15 protein-coding genes and 2 pseudogenes are annotated in these 18,370 nt (G+C 61.9%); 12 read left to right on the top strand and 5 right to left on the bottom strand.

What is annotated here, in order from left to right; all coding sequences use genetic code 11:
* Nucleotides 1-5: 5 nt before the first annotated feature.
* Nucleotides 6-1,799, bottom strand: a complete 1,794-nt coding sequence (locus tag ACTIE1_RS10000; RefSeq protein ID WP_439562481.1) for a nickel-dependent hydrogenase large subunit — start codon at nt 1,797-1,799, stop codon at nt 6-8.
* 3 nt (nt 1,800-1,802) lie between these two features.
* Entirely contained in the window at nt 1,803-2,927 is a 1,125-nt protein-coding gene (locus ACTIE1_RS09995; protein WP_439562482.1) for a hydrogenase small subunit, read from the bottom strand.
* 307 nt (nt 2,928-3,234) lie between these two features.
* On the opposite strand from ACTIE1_RS09995, the gene ACTIE1_RS09990 reads away from it, so the two are divergent.
* Genes ACTIE1_RS09990 through ACTIE1_RS09970 form a run of 5 tightly spaced genes read left to right on the top strand, consistent with a single transcriptional unit; the run spans nt 3,235 to nt 6,800 of the window.
* Nucleotides 3,235-4,137: a DUF4198 domain-containing protein gene (locus tag ACTIE1_RS09990; RefSeq protein ID WP_439562483.1), complete on the top strand. Its 903-nt coding sequence runs from the start codon at nt 3,235-3,237 to the stop codon at nt 4,135-4,137.
* A 34-nt stretch (nt 4,138-4,171) separates the two neighbouring features.
* The gene (locus ACTIE1_RS09985; protein ID WP_439562484.1) at nt 4,172-4,732 is read left to right on the top strand and encodes a carboxypeptidase-like regulatory domain-containing protein; all 561 of its coding nucleotides are present in this window, start codon (nt 4,172-4,174) and stop codon (nt 4,730-4,732) included.
* Nucleotides 4,719-5,342, top strand: coding sequence for a cobalt transporter CbiM (cbiM, locus tag ACTIE1_RS09980; RefSeq protein WP_439562485.1), 624 nt, complete (start codon nt 4,719-4,721; stop codon nt 5,340-5,342). Before ACTIE1_RS09985 ends, cbiM begins: the two co-directional genes overlap by 14 nt.
* Entirely contained in the window at nt 5,335-6,048 is a 714-nt protein-coding gene (locus ACTIE1_RS09975) for an energy-coupling factor transporter transmembrane component T family protein (protein ID WP_439562486.1), read from the top strand. The genes cbiM and ACTIE1_RS09975 overlap by 8 nt, the downstream gene beginning before the upstream one ends.
* A 2-nt stretch (nt 6,049-6,050) precedes the next feature.
* Nucleotides 6,051-6,800, top strand: coding sequence for an energy-coupling factor ABC transporter ATP-binding protein (locus tag ACTIE1_RS09970; RefSeq protein WP_439562487.1), 750 nt, complete (start codon nt 6,051-6,053; stop codon nt 6,798-6,800).
* Here the strand turns inward: ACTIE1_RS09970 and nikR are convergent.
* Nucleotides 6,784-7,263: a nickel-responsive transcriptional regulator NikR gene (nikR, locus tag ACTIE1_RS09965; RefSeq protein ID WP_439562488.1), complete on the bottom strand. Its 480-nt coding sequence runs from the start codon at nt 7,261-7,263 to the stop codon at nt 6,784-6,786. The two genes, ACTIE1_RS09970 and nikR, sit on opposite strands and share 17 nt — an antisense overlap.
* Nucleotides 7,264-7,445: 182 nt before the next feature.
* Between nikR and ACTIE1_RS09960 the strand changes: the two genes are divergently transcribed.
* From ACTIE1_RS09960 to ACTIE1_RS09930, 7 genes and pseudogenes are all read left to right on the top strand, one after another.
* Nucleotides 7,446-8,699: a sensor histidine kinase gene (locus tag ACTIE1_RS09960; RefSeq protein WP_439562533.1), complete on the top strand. Its 1,254-nt coding sequence runs from the start codon at nt 7,446-7,448 to the stop codon at nt 8,697-8,699.
* The gene (locus ACTIE1_RS09955; RefSeq protein WP_439562489.1) at nt 8,696-9,688 is read left to right on the top strand and encodes a HupU protein; all 993 of its coding nucleotides are present in this window, start codon (nt 8,696-8,698) and stop codon (nt 9,686-9,688) included. The genes ACTIE1_RS09960 and ACTIE1_RS09955 overlap by 4 nt, the downstream gene beginning before the upstream one ends.
* On the top strand, nt 9,685-11,118 hold the full coding sequence (locus tag ACTIE1_RS09950) for a nickel-dependent hydrogenase large subunit (RefSeq protein ID WP_439562490.1): 1,434 nt from the start codon (nt 9,685-9,687) through the stop codon (nt 11,116-11,118). Before ACTIE1_RS09955 ends, ACTIE1_RS09950 begins: the two co-directional genes overlap by 4 nt.
* Nucleotides 11,119-11,202: 84 nt before the next feature.
* The gene (gene hypF, locus ACTIE1_RS09945) at nt 11,203-13,440 is read left to right on the top strand and encodes a carbamoyltransferase HypF (RefSeq protein ID WP_439562491.1); all 2,238 of its coding nucleotides are present in this window, start codon (nt 11,203-11,205) and stop codon (nt 13,438-13,440) included.
* A gap of 202 nt (nt 13,441-13,642) precedes the next feature.
* A pseudogene (locus tag ACTIE1_RS09940) lies at nt 13,643-13,881 on the top strand (transposase); the annotation flags it as partial.
* Between the two features lie 92 nt (nt 13,882-13,973).
* Nucleotides 13,974-14,975, top strand: a complete 1,002-nt coding sequence (locus ACTIE1_RS09935) for a P1 family peptidase (protein WP_439562492.1) — start codon at nt 13,974-13,976, stop codon at nt 14,973-14,975.
* A 169-nt stretch (nt 14,976-15,144) separates the two neighbouring features.
* Nucleotides 15,145-15,288 (top strand): annotated as a pseudogene (locus ACTIE1_RS09930) (IS3 family transposase); the annotation flags it as partial.
* Between the two features lie 27 nt (nt 15,289-15,315).
* Here ACTIE1_RS09930 and ACTIE1_RS09925 read toward each other — a convergent pair.
* Both ACTIE1_RS09925 and ACTIE1_RS09920 read right to left on the bottom strand, forming a co-directional pair.
* On the bottom strand, nt 15,316-16,383 hold the full coding sequence (locus tag ACTIE1_RS09925; RefSeq protein WP_439562493.1) for an amidohydrolase family protein: 1,068 nt from the start codon (nt 16,381-16,383) through the stop codon (nt 15,316-15,318).
* Entirely contained in the window at nt 16,376-18,271 is a 1,896-nt protein-coding gene (locus ACTIE1_RS09920; protein ID WP_439562494.1) for a TRAP transporter permease, read from the bottom strand. The genes ACTIE1_RS09925 and ACTIE1_RS09920 overlap by 8 nt, the downstream gene beginning before the upstream one ends.
* Nucleotides 18,272-18,370: the final 99 nt, after the last annotated feature.

The following is an 18,370-nucleotide window of genomic DNA, read 5'->3' as shown; positions in this document are numbered from 1 at the left end:
CCCCCTTAGCGCACGCGCACAGTTGTCAATTCGTCACCATCGGGCGACATGATATGTGTGGAACACGCAAGGCACGGGTCGAAACTGTGCAAGGTGCGCAGCACTTCGACCGGTTCATCGGGGCGTTCCATGGGCGTGTTCATAAGGCTGGCCTCAAACGCGCCGATATTGCCCTGCACATCGCGGGGGGAACCGTTCCAGGTGGTCGGCACCACGCATTGATAATTCTCGATGCGGCCATCCTTGATACGGATCCAGTGCCCCAACGCGCCGCGCGGGGCTTCGGTAAAGCCCACGCCCTTGGCTTCCTTGGGCCATGTTTTCGGGTCCCATTTCTCCACATTGGCGGTATGGGTGTCGCCATTGCGGATATTGGCCACCAGCTTGTCGAAGAAGTATTTCTGCAACCGCCCGCAATATTCCGATTCCAGCGCGCGTGCCGCTGTGCGTCCAAGCGTCGAGAACAGCGCATCAAATGGCAGGTCCATGGTGCGCAACAGCCCGTCCACCTGATCCTTGATATCTTCATGCCCCTTGGCATAGCCCACGACATAGCGGGCCAGCGGCCCCACTTCCATCGCATGTCCGCGCCAGCGCGGGGCCTTGATCCAGCTATACTTCGCGGCCTCGTCCAGTTCGCGGATATCGGTGCGCGTGCCTTTGGCATTGGGGCCAAGTTCGTACTGCGCCTCTGATATGCCGTCCCAGGGGTGCAGACCACGCCCCGGTTCGCCGTAAGTGTACCAAGAGTGGTCGACGAATTCCTGCACCTGTTCGGGGTCGCGCACATCCACGTCATGCACTTCATTCAGGTTGCCATTGATGATCGCGCCGCGCGGCAAATGTAACTGACCGGCACTAAAATCATTGGCGTTTTCAGGAATGTCACCATAGGCAAGGCATGCCTGCGACGACAACCCCCCGCCATGCAGCCATGTGCGATAGAAATTGCCGATGGCGATCACGTCGGGGATATAGACGTTGTTGTTGAACTCGATACATTTGTCGATGATGGAACTGGCCAGATTCAGCCGTTCCATATTGATCGCGCCCCCCGCCGCGCCCACGCCATCCATATTGATCGGACAGGGCACGCCGCCCACCAGCCAGTTCGGATGCGGGTTCTTGCCGCCGAATATGGTGTGGATCTTGGCAACCTCGCGTTGCAGATCCAGTGCCTCCAGATAATGCGTTGTTGCCATCAAATCGGCTTCGGGCGGCATTTTATAGGCCGGATTGTCCCAATAGCCGTTCTTGAAAATGCCCAGCTGACCGGATTCCACAAATTTCTTCAGCCGGTTCTGAACATCCCGAAAATAGCCGGGGCTGGACAACGGATGCGCCGGGCTGACCATCTGCTGCAACTCGGATGTCGCCTTGGGGTCGGCGCGCAGCGCATTGATGGGGTTGACCCAGTCCAACGCATGCAGGTGATAGAAATGCACGATATGATCGTGAATTTCCAGATTGAGCTGCATGATATTGCGAATGGAATTCGCGTTGTCGGGGATCTGGATGCCCAGCGCATCTTCCACCGCACGCACGGAAGTCAACGCATGCGTGCCGGTGCAGACACCGCAAATGCGTTCGGTAAAGGCCCATGCATCGCGCGGGTCGCGCCCTTTCAGGATCACCTCCAGCCCGCGCCACATGGTTCCGGTGCTGACCGCGTTGCGGATCACGCCATCCTCATCCACATTGATTTCACAGCGCATATGCCCTTCGATCCGCGTCACCGGATCAATGACGATGCGGCGGCCGGAATTGTCCATTGTATAGCCGTTTGGTGTTTGCAGCATGGGTTATGCCTCCTCTTTGGCGGCCTTGGCGGCGTTGGAATGGCCGACAGCCTTTTGTTGCGCGCGCTTCAGCGCCGAAAGGGCGGCATGCGCCGCAACCGCGCCGCCGGTAATACCCACAGCGGCAAGGCCCACACGGTCGGCATTGGCCTCGACCCCGAACTGGGTGATATCGGTTACGCGGTCATAGAAACTGCCCTGATCCCAGAACCCGTCCTCGGAACAGCCGATACAGCCATGACCGGCCTGAATCGGGAAGCTGACGCCTTCGTTCCAGCGCACGGTCGAACAGGCGTTATACGTCGTCGGACCCTTGCAGCCGACCTTGTACAGGCAATAGCCCTTGCGCGCGCCCTCATCGTCCCAGTTTTCAACGAACTGGCCCGCGTCAAAATGCGGGCGGCGGTAGCATTTGTCGTGGATGCGCTGCGAATAGAACATCAGCGGGCGGCCCTGCCTGTCCAGCGCGGGCATCCGGTCGAATGTGACCATATAGGTGATCACACCTGTCATCACCTCGGCAATCGGCGGGCAACCGGGCACCTTGATGATGGGCTTGTCGGTGATGACCTTGTGAATGGGGGTCGCCTGTGTCGGGTTGGGGCTTGCGGCCTGCACACAGCCATAGGACGCGCAGGCCCCCCATGCGATGATCGCTTTCGCATCCTTGGCCACACGTTTCAGCTTGTCGACAAATGGCTTGCCGCCCGAGATGCAGAACATCCCGTCCTCGTTCAGCGGCGGGTTGCCCTCGACGGCCAGAATGTAGTTGCCCTTGTATTTGGCGATGGTTTCTTCCAGCACCGCTTGCGCGGCAAGGCCCGAAGGGGCCATCAGCAATTCGTCATAATCCAGACTGATCATCGACAGGATCACATCCTTGGCCAGCGGGTGGCCGGATCGGATGAAACTTTCGGAACAGCAGGTGCATTCCAGCCCGTGCAGCCAGATGACCGGCGTGCGGGGCTTGGTTTCCATTGCATGCGCGATTTTCGGCACGAAAGCGGGGCCAAGGCCCAGCGCGGTCGCGGTCAGGGTGCAGTATTTCATGAAGCTGCGCCGCGAGATGCCTTGCGCGCGCATCACCTCGTAGAAGGTTTCGATTCGGTCATTGGGGGTGTCGGACATGGGTGTTCGGGCCTCCTTGCGCTGTGCACTGCGATCTTTGATAAAAAAATGCCGCAGCCTTGGGCAGCATGGCAGGAAAAACGCCCGCTTCCTATGCAACTGCATAAGACGCTGAAAAGATGCAGCTTTACGGATGCTGGCCCAAGCGGGCGCCGGTGAGGGGGTTTCCACTGTGATTTTCCAGCGGAAACGGGCTTTCCACAAGGTGGTGTGCTGCCGCATGCCGCGCCCGATTGCGGCGCTTGACGACAGGCAGGAAGCGCGTATGACAAAATAATCATTTCGTCATACAAACGCGGAGACTGCTATGAAGCGCATGAAAATCAAGCTATTGGCGCTGGCGCTAGGTTCGGTCGTGATGTCGGGGCCTGCCTCGGGGCATGATCTGTGGGTCAATGCAATGTCGGCAGGGAATGACGGGCACGGGGACGAAGGCGCGCTGTTTTCCGCCATCGTCACAAGCGCGGGCTGGGGGCACACACCGATGCCATTATCCGAGTTCCTGCCCGGTGCACGCATCAGTGCCTATAACCTGATTACACCTGAGGGGACCTCGCTTGCCCTGCCGTTTGATCCGGCGGCGAATGCCAGCGTGAACCATGACATTGACGCCGCGACCGGCCTGAGCCTGCAATCAGGCGACGCGCTGATGCGCCGGATTGTCCTGAATGAGGATGCGCCACAAGGCGCATGGCGTGTGCATCTGGCCAATCCCGCGCGTGTGTTCACGACATGGATTGACGCAAATGGCGACCGCCAGTCCGCTGCGCGCTTTGTCGACGAAATTGAGTCCCCGCAGCAGATCATTTCTTCGGCTGTGTCGGTCCGCGATGCGACAGCATGGTGGCGGCATGGCACATGGCAGACACCGCAACCCGCCGGAATTTCATTTGAAATGCTGCCCCTGACCGATCCGACCACGTTGCATACGGGCGACGCGCTGGATGTGCAGCTGTTCTGGAACGGCGCGCCGCTGGATGCCGGCCAACTGGCCCTGTTCACGGCCTTTGGTGACACCGGCACCGAGGCGTTGATCACCGAGACGGGCACGGGCACGGCGCAAATCAGCCTGCCTGAACCGGGGTCATGGGTGCTGCGCGCAATGCTGGAAATTCCAGTAGCCGATGCAGGCGACGATTATTCGGAATTTGATGGACGGGTTGCGGCGATCCGCTTCATCACCACTATGGCCGTGGCCGTCCGGCCCTGAGAATGCGACAATGCCAACCGGAAAGGTCACCGCGATGACAAAGACTGCCCCGCTGACACTTGCCTTCCACAGGAACTGCAAACCGGCAACGGGCGCGACGGGTTCGGGACTGCCGGACAGGGCGCGCGGCCTGCAGTGGCGTTCCGGTCTGGCCGCACTGGCGGTCCTTGTTGCGGGGTGCATTGCCCCGCTGGCTGCATTTTCGCATGCCGCCCTGATCGACGCGGAAACCGCACAGGCCCTGCGCCTGCATGCCTTCTATGACACCGGAGAGCCGATGTCACATGCGCAGGTGATCATCTATGCGCCCGATGACCCCGACAGTCCGTGGGGGCGCGGCGTGACCGATCGCGACGGGCGGTTTGAGTTCATCCCAGATGCACGCGCGGGGCGCTGGTCGGTGCAGGTGCGCCAGTCCGGACATGGCGCAATGGCGCATGTGCATATGGGCGGGGACACGCCGGTGATTGTCACGGCCACAGGCGCACAAAGCTGGCTGCAACGCATTGTGATGATCGCATTGGTGGCGTGGGGGGCGTTTGGCACGGCACTGTTTGTGCTGCGCAAAAAGGGGCGGCCTGATGCATCTGCCTGACGGGATCGTGCCCATCGAATTTGCGCTGGCAGGGTATGGGGCCAGTGCGGCAATGGCCGCGCTGGCATTGTCGCGCATCAAGGCCCTGCCCGACCCGAATGCAGAAATTCCGCGCGTGGCGATGCTGACAACTGTGTTCTTCGCGGCCTCTCTGGTGGCGATACCTGTGCCGCCGACATCTGTGCATCTTATGCTGGCGGGGCTGATGGGGGTCATGCTGGGCTGGTTTTCGGTTCCCGCGATTCTGGTGGGGCTGTTTTTGCAGGCGGTGCTGTTTGGCCATGGCGGGATCACGACACTGGGCCTGAACGGGCTGATCCTTGGTCTACCTGCGCTGATGGCTTTTGGCATCTGGCGGATCGGCGCACGGCGCTGGCCGGATATTGCGGGGTTTGCCGCTGGCAGCGGGGCGGTCGCTGCGGCGCTGGCGATATTTGCCGCAATCGTGCTGGCCGGTCTGCCGGTCACACTGGACGCCCGCGCCGAGCGGGTCGCGCTGGGTGTTTTCCTGTTGGCCCATCTGCCGCTGGCCGTTGCCGAAGGCGTGGTCGTCATGGCGCTGTTGCGTGTGCTGCGGCGGGTCGAACCGCGACTGTTGCCACATGTCTGAATCCGCCCTGTGCCCGCGCGCGCGTCTGGTGATTGCACTGGTGCTGGCGTTTGGCATCGCTGCACTGAAGGGGCTGGCGGTGCTGGCGCTGGTCGTATTGTTGGCGGCGGGCGTGGCGCTGGCGTCAGGCCAGACATGGCTGGTTTTGCGCCGCTTGCGCGGGGTCGCGCTGCTGGCGCTGGGGTTCATGCTGGTCTTGCCGCTGATCGTGGGGGAAAGCGTGCTGGCGCAAATCGGGCCGCTGGCAGTGCGACAAGAAGGGGTGGAGGCGGGCCTGCTGATCGCGGTGCGGCTGCTGTCCATCGTGACATTGACGCTGGCCCTGCTGGCACCATTGTCGCCCTTCCAGCTTGTAGGCGCGCTGCGGGGGCTGGGTGTGCCCGCGCTGATGGCCGATCTGGCATTTCTGACACTGCGCTATCTGGACGAGGTTGCGGCCGAATTGCGCCGCGCGCAACTGGCGCGGCGGCTGCGCGGCGGGCGCGGCGCGGGCTGGCGCAGCCTGCCGGATCATGCGGGGACACTGGCCACAGGGCTGATCCGTGCGCAGGCCCGGTCCGAAAGGGTATGGGCCGCGATGCGCCTGCGGGGCTATAACACGGGGCTGGCCATGCCGGTGGCCCCGCTGCGAATCCTTGACTGGGTTGGCATTGGGGCCGCGCTGGTGGCGGCTTTGGGGATCATATGGCTGGACAGGGTCTTGTAAGCATGCTGGAACTTGACGCCCTTGCAGTTGGCTGGCCGGGACATGGGGCTGTGCTGTCAGACCTGTCAATCAGCCTTGCCGCGGGCGAGCGCATGGGAATTGTCGGCCCCAATGGCGCTGGAAAGACGACCTTCTTTCACACGATTGCAGGCGTGTTGCCTGCACAGGCGGGGACCGTCACGATGGGGGGACGGCCGGTGCAGGCCGGCCAGTTCCGCCCTGATATCGCGCTGGTGTTCCAGCAGGCCGAGGATCAGCTGTTCTGCCCGACCCTGATCGAGGATGTCAGCTTCGGGCCGCGCAATCTGGGACTGCCCGCATCCCAAGCGCACGCACGCGCGGCGCGGGCGCTGGCCGATTGCGGGCTGGCCGGACTGGAGGACCGGCCCGTCCACCACCTGTCGGGCGGGGAAAAACGGCGCGCCTGTATCGCTGGCGCACTGGCCATGCAACCCAACCTTATGCTGCTGGACGAGCCGTCAGCCGCCTTGGATATGCGCCAGCGGCGGCGGCTGATTGCCCTGCTTGCGGGAATGAAGCAAGCCATGCTGATTGCCAGCCATGATCTGGAACTGGTGCTGGAACTGTGCCCGCGCGTGGTGCTGATTGATCAGGGCCGCATTTGCGCGGACGGACCCGCCCGCGACGTTCTGGGCAATGCGGCACTGATGCTGGCGCACGGGCAGGAAGTGCCCCATTCGCTGACCCCGCATCACGGCACAGGCCATGCACATGTCAGAAACTGTCCCTGACATGCAGGTGTTCGTGACGCGCCGCACCGTGGCCATGGTCATGCGCGGTCGCATGGCTTTTCACCGGAATCAGAAACAGATTGCCATGCATCACCCCCCGCTGGCTAAGCACGCCGTCCGCATAGGCACGCAACGCATCGGCAGGGCCGCGCAGGATCGCGGTTTCCAGACATGTGTCGTGATCCAGATGGACATGACTGGTGGTGATACTAAGCGCATGGTGGTCGTGATGATGATGCATCAACCGGCTGGCCAGATCGCGGGTATGGTGGTCATAGACATAACTCAGCACGCCCATCGCCTCGCCCTGTGCATTTTCCTGGGCGTTTTCCTGTGCCCCGCGCAGCCCCAGACGCAGCAAGTCCCGCATCGCTTCGGAACGGTTGTCATATTGGCGGTCCTGAACAAACTGATCCACATCCTGACACAGGCTTTCGGGCAGCGTGACCGTGACGCGTTGCATCAGAAAATCCTTTTGTTTCCAGCTTCATCACAGTTTGGCATAAGCCTGTAGCCTGGTGCAACCACTTGCGTTAGAATACCGTCATGGAACCGGATTTGCCGCCACTTGCCTCAACCTCTCCGCTTGTTGCGCATCTGGATACGCGCCTTGCCGACCAGACATGGGCCGACGTGATCGCGGCGATGGATCGTAATTACGCGGAACTGGTCGCCTATCAGGAACGGCTGGAGTCGCAGAATTCCGAATTGCAGTCCATGCGCGGTTTTCTGGAATCGGTTCTGGCCTCGGTCTCGGATGTGTTGATCGTGGCATCGCGGCTTGGCACGATCGAACAGGTGTCTGCATCCCTTTCGTCGCGGATGGGGCAGGATGCATCAGCGTTGCAGGGACGCCAGACGGCCAGCCTGTTCACCGATCCGGCCGCATTGCAAACCGCGCTTGACGACTGCCGCATCACCCGCGCGCCGGTGTCCATCGAACTGGAACTGGCCGCCCTGCCCGCCCCCATGCCCTATGAGCTGGTCATCGCACCACGCCGCGATGATCGCGGGCGGGTCGCGGGATTTGTGCTGACCGGACGGTCTGTCGGCGAATTGAGGCAGGCCTATCAGGCACTCGCGCACAGCCATGACGAATTGAAGGCCATGCAGGGCCAGCTTGTGCGCAATGAAAAGCTGGCATCGTTGGGGCGGCTGCTGGCGGGTGTTGCCCATGAATTGAACAACCCGATCAGCTTTGTCTATGCCAATGCCCATGCGCTGGAACGCTATGCCACCAAGTTCGAGACCTATTTCGACCGTGTGACCGAAGGCGCAAGCCGCGCCGAACTGATCGCCTTGCGCGAGGAGTTGCGCCTTGACCGCGAATTGCGCAACCTGCGCGAAGCAGTGCGCGGCGCCCGAGAGGGGGCCGAACGGGTGCGCGACATCGTGGCGGACCTGCGCCGCCTGTCGGCAGACGGATCAGGCGAGATTGCAGCCTTCGATCTGGTCGAAATCAGCCGCGTCGCCACGAAATGGGTGCTGCGCGGGCGCAGCGAGGGCGTTGATCTTGTCCATGAAGGATGCGAAAGCCTGATCGTGCAGGGGCGCGCGGGGCATATTCAGCAAGTGGTGATGAACCTGGTCCAGAACGCGCTTGATGTGCTGGAGGGGCAACAAGACGGGCGCGTGGTCGTGAGTTGCACTGAAGAAAACGGGGGGGCCGTGCTGCAAGTCACCGATAACGGGCCGGGCATTGCCCCCGATATGGCCGCGATGGTCTTTGACCCTTTTTTCACGACCAAACCCGTCGGCAAGGGAACGGGTCTGGGCCTGTCCATCAGCCACAAGATTGCACAGGAACATGGCGGCACGCTGCGGCATTGCCCGCAACAGACGAACGGGGCCTGTTTCCGGCTGGAACTGCCGCTTGCCGCCGATGCGGGGGATGCATGAACCTGCTGTGGCTTCAGGCATCGGGCTGTGGCGGGTGCACCATGTCGCTGCTATGCGCGGAAAACCCCAATGTGTTCGACACGCTGGCGGATGCGGGGATCACTGTCCTTTGGCACCCCGCGCTTAGTGTCGGCACGGGCGCCGAGGTGCGCGCCCTGCTGGAGCGGATCACGCAAGGCGAAATTGCCCTTGATCTGCTGTGCATAGAAGGCGCCATTGCGCGCGGGCCGCGCGGCACAGGGCGCTACCAGATGCTGACGGGCACAGGCCATTCCATGATGCATTGGGTGCAAATGCTGGCACCGCGCGCGCGCCATGTGGTTGCGGTCGGCAGTTGCGCGGCATTTGGCGGCGTGACAACGGCAGGCGACAACCCGTCAGACGCGGTTGGCATTCAGTATGAGGGCAGTCACATCGGCGGCCTGCTGGCACCGGATTTTCAAGACCAGACGGGCCTGCCGGTCATTAATGTGGCCGGTTGCCCGACACATCCGGGCTGGGTGCTGGAAACGCTGATGCTGCTGTCGGCGGGCGCGCTGCACGGCCAGGACCTTGATGGCTATGCCCGCCCGCGTTTCTTTGCAGACCACCTTGTGCATCATGGCTGCCCCAAGAATGAATTTTACGAATACAAGGCCAGCGCGCGCGACTTGTCCGACATGGGCTGCATGATGGAGCATCTGGGCTGTGTCGGGACGCAGGCGGTGGGTGATTGCAATATCCGGCCATGGAACGGATCGGGGTCTTGCACTTCGGGCGGGTATCCCTGCATCAACTGCACCGCGCCTGAATTCGAGAACCCGCGCCATGCCTTCACCCAGACCCCCAAGATTGCGGGCATTCCGGTGGGCCTGCCCACGGATATGCCCAAAGCGTGGTTCATGGCGCTGGCCTCCCTGTCCAAGGCCGCAACCCCCGAACGCATTGCCCGCAATGCCGTATCGGACCGTGTGAATGTGCCCCCCACATTAAGAAAGCCCCGCCCATGAGCAACGCAAAACTTGTGGTCGGCCCCTTCAACCGTGTCGAGGGCGATCTGGAGGTGCATCTGGACATCCGTGACGGGGCTGTGGCCGGTGCAAGGGTGAATGCGCCACTCTATCGCGGGTTTGAACGTATGCTGGAAGGGCGCGACCCGCATGATGCGCTGACCATCACACCGCGCATCTGTGGCATCTGCTCGATCAGCCAGTCTGCCGCTGCCGCGCGGGCACTGGGGGGCGCGATGGGCCTGCGCCCTACCCCACAAGGCGAAAACATGGCGGCGCTGATCCACGCGGTTGAAAATGTCTGCGATCACCTGACGCATTTCTATCTGTTCTTCATGCCCGATTTTGCCCGCCCCGCCTATGACGGCCATAAGTGGCACGACGCGGTTTTACAGCGCTTCACCGCAATGGAAGGGTCCGGCGCCCGCGCCGCAATCGAGGCACGCGCAAGCCTGATGCATATTCTTGGGCTGATGGCGGGCAAATGGCCGCATACGCTGGCGATCCAGCCCGGCGGTGTAACCCGCACGCCCACCGCCGCCGAACGCATGCGCATTCTGTCCAGCTTGCGCAGCTTTCGCCGGTTTCTGGAACGCGACCTGTTCGGCGCGCCGCTGGAAGCGTTTATCGACCTGCCCTTGCAGGATGCGCTGCTGGACTGGCAGGCCGGCGATGCAGGGTTGTTTCTGCGCGCAGCCGACAGTCTGGAGCTTGCGCAAATGGGAACCGGTGCGGGGCGGTATCTGAGTTTCGGGGCCTATCCAATGCCAGGTGGCCACGGCTTCGCGCGCGGCGTGTGGCAGGACGGCGCGCTGGCAGATGTGGCACTGGACACGATCCGCGAGGATGTCAGCCATGCATGGATGCTGGGCGCCCCCGCCCACCCCGCCCGCGGCATGACAGAACCGGACGAGGATATGCGCGCATCCGCCTATAGCTGGTGCAAGGCCCCGCGCCTGTCGGGTCAGCCCATGGAATGCGGCGCGCTGGCGCGTCAGGTTATCGACGGCCACCCGCTGGCGCGGGATCTTGCCGCAAGGGGGGGCGGCGTGCTGGCGCGGGTGGGGGCGCGGCTGCTGGAAATCGCCCGCACGCAACTGCTGATGGAGGATATGGCGCAATCGATTGACCCGTCCGCGCAGTTCATGTCGCACGCCGAGTTGCCCGCACAAGGCGAAGGCACAGGTCTGGTCGAGGCCGCGCGTGGCGCGCTGGGGCATTGGCTGCGTATCGAAGGGGGGCGGATTGCGTCTTATCAGATCATCGCGCCGACAACATGGAATTTCAGCCCGCGTGATGCATCTGATGTGCCCGGCCCGCTGGAGGCAGCGCTTGTCGGGGCCAGAATTATGCCCGAAGAGGAGACGCCGCTGTCAGTGCAGCATATTGTACGCAGCTTCGATCCGTGTATGGTCTGCACTGTGCATTGAAACCGCCGGATCAGGCGTGCAGCCCCCCTTTGCTGCGGGCTTGGCGCCGCGCCCGCCGCAAGGTGTCAGCAAGAAAACAAGACAATGACGCAAATATGCAGGATCAGGATCAAAGGTCAGGTGCAAGGTGTCGGCTTCCGGCCTTTTGTTTGGGTATTGGCGCGACGGCTGGGACTGAATGGCTGGGTCCTGAATGACGCAAGCGGGGTCTTGATTGAAGCACAGGGCACGGAAATGCCCGCATTTCTGGCCGCGCTGCGATCTGAGGCCCCGCCACTGGCGCGCGTCGATGCCCTTGAGGTTGAACCCTTGCAGGGAGCTGATTTGCCCGTCGGGTTCGACATCCGCGCCAGCGCAGGCGGGGCCGTGCGCACCCGCGTGACGCCCGATGCCGCCACCTGCCCTGCCTGTCTGGCCGAAATCCGTGACCCGCAGGCGCGGCGCTTTGGCTATGCGTTCACCAATTGCACGCATTGCGGCCCGCGCTTTTCGATCCTGCGCCGCCTGCCCTATGACCGCGCGCAGACAACGATGGCGGGGTTTACGATATGCCGCGCTTGCGCCGCCGAATACAGCAACCCCGCAGACCGCCGGTTTCATGCCCAACCCATAGCCTGCCCCGATTGCGGGCCGCAATTGTGGTTTGAACGCGGTGGCAACAAGGTTCAGGGCAATGCCATCGCCCTGGCGGCCACGGCGTTGCACGCCGGTGACATTCTGGCAATCAAGGGGCTGGGCGGGTTCCATCTGGCCTGCGATGCGCGCTCGGACACAGCCGTTGCGTTGTTGCGCGCCCGCAAAAACCGTCCCGCCAAACCCTTCGCCCTTATGGGCACGCTGGACATGATCGCAGCAAGTTGCGCCATCACACCGGCCGAACGCGACCGCCTACAAGACGCCGCAGCCCCGATCGTTGTGCTGGAACGCACAGGGCACGACCATCTGGCAGCCTTGATCGCGCCCGACATTCCAACACTGGGCTGGATGCTGCCTTATACGCCGCTGCATCATATGTTGATGGATGCGTTCAAGGCTCCTTTGGTCATGACATCGGGCAACCTGTCGGGCGAACCGCAGGTGATCAGCAACGCCGATGCACGCATGAAACTGGCGCAATTCGCAGATGGTTTCGTGATGCATAACCGCGACATTGCCCGCAGGCTGGATGATTCCGTCGAACGCGAAACCCGCAACGGCCCCATGATCCTGCGCCATGCACGGGGGCGCGCGCCCAACACATTCCCCTTGCCCAAGGGGTTTGAAGATACCCCGCAGGTTCTGGCCATGGGCGGACAGATGAAGGGGGCATTTTGCCTGACGCGCGACGGCGAAGCCCTGCTGTCGCATCATCTGGGGGATCTGGATGATGCGCTGACATGGGACGAATATGAAACGGCACTTGCCGATTATTCAGCGCTATTCGAACACCGGCCCCAGAAAATCGCGGTCGATGCGCATGAGGGGTTTCGCGCCACGCAAGCGGGCCGCGCCATGGGGCTTGGGGTCACAAGCGTTTATCACCACCACGCCCATCTTGCCGCCTGTCTGGGCGAGAATGGCTGGCCGCGTGACGGCGGGAAGGTGGCCGCAATCGTGCTGGACGGGCTGGGGCTGGGACCGGATGGCACGCTGTGGGGCGGCGAATTGCTGTTGGGCGACTATGCAGGGTTCGAGCGCGTCGCATGGCTGCAGCCCGCGCCCCTTGCAGGCGGCGATGCCGCCCAGCGAGAGCCGTGGCGCAACGCGCTTGTGCGGCTGGATGCGGCGGGGCTGGCGCAGATGGCCGACACCCTGTTCCCGGATGCCCCGCGCGCGCTGGTTCGTCAGGCCTGCGCGTCTGGGCTGAATGCCCCGCTGTCCAGTTCCGCGGGCCGGTTATTTGACGCGGTCGCGGCCGTTCTGGGGGTCTGCCCGCCCCGCCAAAGCCATGAAGCGCAGGCGGCAATGGCACTGGAAACGCTGGCGGCGGTCCATAGAACAGCCAAGCCCTATGCGACGGGAAACGCGCCTGAAATCCGGATCGCACCACTTTTTGCCGGTATCTGCGCCGACCTGAAGGCCGGTGCCGCAAAAGACCTGATCGCGGCGCGGTTTCACGCAACATTGGCAGACTGCTTTGCCGCCCGCGCACACCAGTTGCTGGATGACGGCCGCGCAACGGCTGTGGTGCTGACAGGCGGCTGTTTCCAGAATGTCGTTTTGCTGGACTATATGTCACGGGCCTTGCACGGGGCGCATGTGTTGACCCATCAAAGGCTTCCAGCGAATGACGGCAGCCTTGCTTTCGGGCAAGCGCTTGTTGCATGTGCATGCCCGACCTAGGCTTAAGGCCCATTGATTTCAGCCTTGCGGCGTGATTCACGCTGCGTAAGGAGACCGATCAATGAGCGATCTTTTCTGGCTGAGTGAGTGAAGCGGATCAGAAAACAGTGCGAGGGACTGTTTTCCCGCTGAACCAGATGGAGCGTCTTGAGCCCTTCTTCCCCGAGAGCCATGGCAAGCATCGCGTTGATGATCGAGGCAGGCTGATTGGTTCAGAGATACGTTGAAAGACAAGGAGATAAAGCCCTGCATCCCTGACCGCAAAGCGCGAAAGACGACCGTGAAATACGACAAACGGCGCTACAATCGGCGTAACCGGATCGAGATCAGGTTCGGACGGCTGAAGGGTTGGCGACGCATCGCAACACGGCTCATGACAGATGGCCGAAGGTGTTCCTCTCAGCCGTCGCGCTCGCCGCAACTGTCCTCTTCTGGCTTTGAATATCAATGAGTCTGGAGCCTAATGGCCACAAAATGCACCGGTGTTACAAAGAGATATTGCAAGACAGCGATCACCCTGACCATGATAACGCATGGCAGCCAACAAACTGAACCTGATAACCGATGTGCGCGGCATACTGGTGGGCAATGCCAGCGATGAGGTGCTGAAGTCGGGTGTAACGGTTCTTACCGCGCCGGAGCCGTTTGTCTGTTCGGTACATGTCATGGGCGGCGCGCCCGGAACCCGCGAAACAGACTTGCTTGCCCCGGACAAACTTGTTGAAGACATTGACGCGCTGGTGCTTTCCGGAGGCTCGGCATTCGGGCTGGATGCCTGCAGCGGGGTGTCAGATGGGTTGCGATCTGCCGGTCGCGGCTTTCGTGCGGGCGATGCGCGGGTTCCGATCGTGCCCGGGGCAATTCTGTTTGACCTTTTGAATGGTGGTGACAAGGGCTGGGCAGAAAACCCGTATCGGGATCTGGGACGCACAGCCTTCCGGAACGCTGATCATATGTTTCGGATCGGGACCGAAGGCGCCGGGCACGGCGCGCTGACCGGAACGGTCAAGGGCGGACTTGGGTCCGCTTCTGCCCAACTTGCCGATTTTACCATCGGCGCACTCGTTGCCGTCAACCCTGTCGGTTCGGTGTGCCCTGAACATAGCCGGCATTTCTGGGCGGCACCATTTGAGCAAGAAGGCGAGTTTGGCGGCCTTGGGTCCGACCCTCGCGGCGGGCATAGCGGCAGGATTTTCGGCCACAAGGTTACCGGAAAGGCACGCTCGCAACAAAACACGACACTTGCGATCATTGCCACAGATGCCGCATTGACCAAGGCAGAGTGCCATCGCCTTGCTATTGCCGCCCATGATGGCATCGCGCGGGCCATCGTTCCGGCACATACACCATTCGACGGGGATCTGGTTTTCGCGGTCTCTACCGGACATGTGCCGGTTCGGGACGATCGGGCAAGCACACTTGCCCAGTTAGGGGCCATTGCAGCAACATGCCTGTCACGCGCCATTGCAAGGGGCGTCTATGAAGCGCGCGCCGAATCCGGTGACCTGTTTCCAGCATGGTCTAGCCGCAGCTGATCCGGATCAAGAACTGTCGCCGCAAGTCGGATATCGGCGGTCTGACCAATGATCTCGCGCTCCATGTCGTGATGCGCGCCGATACGGTCCAGCGCCTCGCGGGCGGTGGTGGATTTGGGCGTGGTCCATTCGTGATGAAAGTCGCGCTGCAGCCTCGCGCAGCCGGGGCATGGCGCAATGCACGACGACGCGTTTGATGAGGCAGGTCGGCATCCGTGGCAGTGTGCGTGGGAAGGTGGTCAAAGCAACGGGTCCAGACAGATCAGCACCCTGTCCACATGACAAAGTTATCTGGCGGCCTAAACCGCCAGATACGGGCGAAAAGCGGAGTTGCGCTGGGTCAGATTTTGAAAACCCGTCTCGCGTTATCCTCGAAGAACATTTTCAGCCCTTCATCGCCGATATTCATCGCATCCAGCGCGCCAACCTCATCTGGCACAAACTGCCATGGGTAATCCATTGCATACAGCATGCGGTCCATCCCGATCACCTTCTGCACATATTCAATGGGCGGGGCCCAGCCGATGCCACTGGATGTATAGTAAAAGTTATCCATCAGATAGTCCCATGCGCGCCGCTTCAGGGGTTTGACATCAGGGTAGCGGCCCGTCACGGAAATATGCCCATGCATGTAGTCGATGCGATACAGCCAGTAAGGCAGGGCCTCGCCGCAATGGCCCAGAATGATCTGCAGCTTCGGGAACTTGTCGAACAACCCCGACACGACCAGACGCAAGGCATGCAGGCCGGTTTCACAGGCAAACCCGTAAACCGCGGCATCCAGCCCGCGATTCAGGAACGGTTCGATCATTTGCGGGCTGGGGGTGTTGGGGTGCAGGTAGATGGGAACATCCAGGGCTTCGGCTGCTTCAAACAGGCCCCAATAGCGTTCATCGTCCAGATATGTTCCCAGCGTGTGAGAATTCAGAATGCCACCGCGCAGGCCCAGCTTGGTTACACCGCGTTCCAGTTCGCGCTCGGCCTCGCCAATATCAAGGGGGCTGAATGCAGCTAGCCCGACAAAGCGGTCGGGATTGGCAGCAATCCCTTCGGCAAGCTGGTCATTGGCACTGCGCGCCAGCGCGCTTGCTGTCTTGGGGTCAAACACCTGAACACCGGGGGCAGACAGGGCAACCACCTGCATATCAATGCCCGACGCATCCATATCGGCAATGCGATCTGCGCCTAGGGTCTGGATACGGCGGGAATGCGCACGCGCCTTTTCGGTGGTGCTGGACCCGAAGAACCCCCAAAGGCTGCGAAAGCCGGGGTCGGTGATTGACCCGTCTTCCAGCCCTTTCAGATACAGGTTCATGATTTCAGGCGGCAGCCACGCTTCTTCTGCGGCGATGCGCTTGTAGGGCGGTGCCGGTTTGCGCGGTGGCATCGGGGGGTAGCGGTCAGTCATTCGAAGGCTCCGTTTGCGCCCGCGCATGACGCGCGGGAAGTGGGGCGCCGGCAAGGCGCGAGAGTGTCCAGGCCACAGGCACCGCAACCAGTGCCAATGTCAGGACAATGAAAGAATCCGGCGGGAAAACTGTCGTCAGGCCGCCTATGCTTAGGGCAAGCATGGCCACCGCGCGGCGCGGCCAGCCACCGCCATAGGCGCGTTTGTTGGCCAGGATTTCCGCCAGCAGATGGCCCGCAACCAATATGGTCAGACAGGACACCGAAATTTCGACCCAGCTGCCATCCATCAACAACGCCGGATTCACCGCAAAGACAAAGGGCAGCAGATAGGCCATCAATGCCAGCTTGATGCCGGTTACCCCTGTGGACCACATGTCAGCACCCGCAACACTGGCCGCCGCATAAGAGGCGATCGCCACAGGCGGTGTCAGCATGGACAGCAATCCGAAGTAGAAGATGAACAGATGCGCAGACATTTCCGTCACGCCAAAGCGCACCAGCGCAGGCGCCAACAGCACCGAAACGATGACGTAAACCCCCGTTGTAGGCATTCCTACGCCCAGAATAATCGACAAGAGCGCGGTCATCAGCAGCAGCGCGGGCAAGCCGCCCAACTCGGCGATGCGCCCCAAGGCCAATGTCAGCGCGAAACCCAGACCCGTGACATTTATTGTGCCCACGATAATGCCTGCCACCGCGCAAACCAGCAGCACAGGAACCAGCATCGACCCGCTGTTGACCAGTGCCTGCCCCAGCAGCGCAAGGCGCGATGCCCCGCGCGGCGCGGTAACCAGATACAGCGCAACAGCGGCCCCCGCACTGTAAAGCGCGGCCTTGCCCGGCGAATAGCCCAGCACGAACAGGAACCACACCAACACCCCAAGGGGGGCCAGCAGCGGCCACGCGCCCAACAGCGCATTGCGCAGCTTTGGCAGGTTTTCGCGCGGCTCGCCCGCGATGCCGTTTGCTGCGGCATAGCGGTCCACCTGACGATATAGCAGGTAGTAATAGAAGGCCGCGGGCAGCAGTGCCGCCATGATCACGTCAACATAGGCCACTTGCAAAAACTCGGCGATGACAAACGCGGTTGCGCCCATGACGGGTGGCGCGATCTGCCCGCCATTTGATGCCACCGCCTCAATCGCCCCGGCATGGCGTGCAGGAAAGCCTGCCTTCTTCATCATTGGAATTGTGACTGTGCCCGTCGACATGACATTGGCAACGGTGGACCCGGACAATGTACCAAACAGTGAGGACGACAGGATCGCCACCTTCGCCGGCCCGCCGCGACGGTGCCCCATTGTCGCCAGCGCCAGCCCGGTCAGGGCCTGACTGCCGCCAACAGCGTTCAGCACGGCCCCGAAAATGATGAAGCCCAGAATTTGCGTGGCCCCCACATTCAGCACAAGGCCCGGTATCCCGTTTGTATCGTTATACAAATACAGCAGGTATCGCGCTGGTCGCAGATAGGCCCCCTCGAACAGGCCCGGCGCCATCCAGCCCCAGAAGCCGTAGGCCGTAAACCCAAGTGCAAGCACGGCAAGGACATTGCCGCAATGGCGGCGTGTCACCTCTATGGTGGCGGCGACCGCGATCAAGGCGGGCACCCATTTTTCCGGCCCGCGGCTGGTTGCAGTCAGCAGCCAGGCTTCATAGTTCCATGCAAGCCAGACCCAACTGGCGCAGGCCAGCACCCCTAACACCAGATCAGGCCAGCGCAGCAATCCTGGCAAGGGGCGCAGAACGATTGCCACGAAGACCGTCACACCAAGAATAACCGCAAGGTATTGTTCCGTCAGCAAAACGAAACCCAGTCTGCGTGGCACATCAAGCAACCATAGCAGGCCAAGCACCGGAATTGCGGCGGTAACATAGACAGGCTTCATATATTCAGGCTCTCGGGTTCGGGTGCAGACATGGTCATGCAAGCAGCGCAAGGCAGCTTATGGCAGTAACCGGATGGACTGGAACGAAACGGATATGGA

Source organism: Roseinatronobacter sp. (assembly GCF_051859525.1).
Taxonomy (GTDB): domain Bacteria; phylum Pseudomonadota; class Alphaproteobacteria; order Rhodobacterales; family Rhodobacteraceae; genus Roseinatronobacter.
This window is presented reverse-complemented; position numbering and strand designations above follow the sequence as displayed.

Bases quoted from the DNA above. Each gene is read 5' to 3' on its own strand.
- ACTIE1_RS10000 (WP_439562481.1), bottom strand. From the start codon at position 1,799: ATGCTGCAAACACCAAACGGCTATACAATGGACAATTCCGGCCGCCGC.
- ACTIE1_RS09995 (WP_439562482.1), bottom strand. From the start codon at position 2,927: ATGTCCGACACCCCCAATGACCGAATCGAAACCTTCTACGAGGTGATG.
- ACTIE1_RS09990 (WP_439562483.1), top strand. From the start codon at position 3,235: ATGAAGCGCATGAAAATCAAGCTATTGGCGCTGGCGCTAGGTTCGGTC.
- ACTIE1_RS09985 (WP_439562484.1), top strand. From the start codon at position 4,172: ATGACAAAGACTGCCCCGCTGACACTTGCCTTCCACAGGAACTGCAAA.
- cbiM (WP_439562485.1), top strand. From the start codon at position 4,719: ATGCATCTGCCTGACGGGATCGTGCCCATCGAATTTGCGCTGGCAGGG.
- ACTIE1_RS09975 (WP_439562486.1), top strand. From the start codon at position 5,335: ATGTCTGAATCCGCCCTGTGCCCGCGCGCGCGTCTGGTGATTGCACTG.
- ACTIE1_RS09970 (WP_439562487.1), top strand. From the start codon at position 6,051: ATGCTGGAACTTGACGCCCTTGCAGTTGGCTGGCCGGGACATGGGGCT.
- nikR (WP_439562488.1), bottom strand. From the start codon at position 7,263: ATGCAACGCGTCACGGTCACGCTGCCCGAAAGCCTGTGTCAGGATGTG.
- ACTIE1_RS09960 (WP_439562533.1), top strand. From the start codon at position 7,446: ATGGATCGTAATTACGCGGAACTGGTCGCCTATCAGGAACGGCTGGAG.
- ACTIE1_RS09955 (WP_439562489.1), top strand. From the start codon at position 8,696: ATGAACCTGCTGTGGCTTCAGGCATCGGGCTGTGGCGGGTGCACCATG.
- ACTIE1_RS09950 (WP_439562490.1), top strand. From the start codon at position 9,685: ATGAGCAACGCAAAACTTGTGGTCGGCCCCTTCAACCGTGTCGAGGGC.
- hypF (WP_439562491.1), top strand. From the start codon at position 11,203: ATGACGCAAATATGCAGGATCAGGATCAAAGGTCAGGTGCAAGGTGTC.
- ACTIE1_RS09935 (WP_439562492.1), top strand. From the start codon at position 13,974: ATGGCAGCCAACAAACTGAACCTGATAACCGATGTGCGCGGCATACTG.
- ACTIE1_RS09925 (WP_439562493.1), bottom strand. From the start codon at position 16,383: ATGACTGACCGCTACCCCCCGATGCCACCGCGCAAACCGGCACCGCCC.
- ACTIE1_RS09920 (WP_439562494.1), bottom strand. From the start codon at position 18,271: ATGAAGCCTGTCTATGTTACCGCCGCAATTCCGGTGCTTGGCCTGCTA.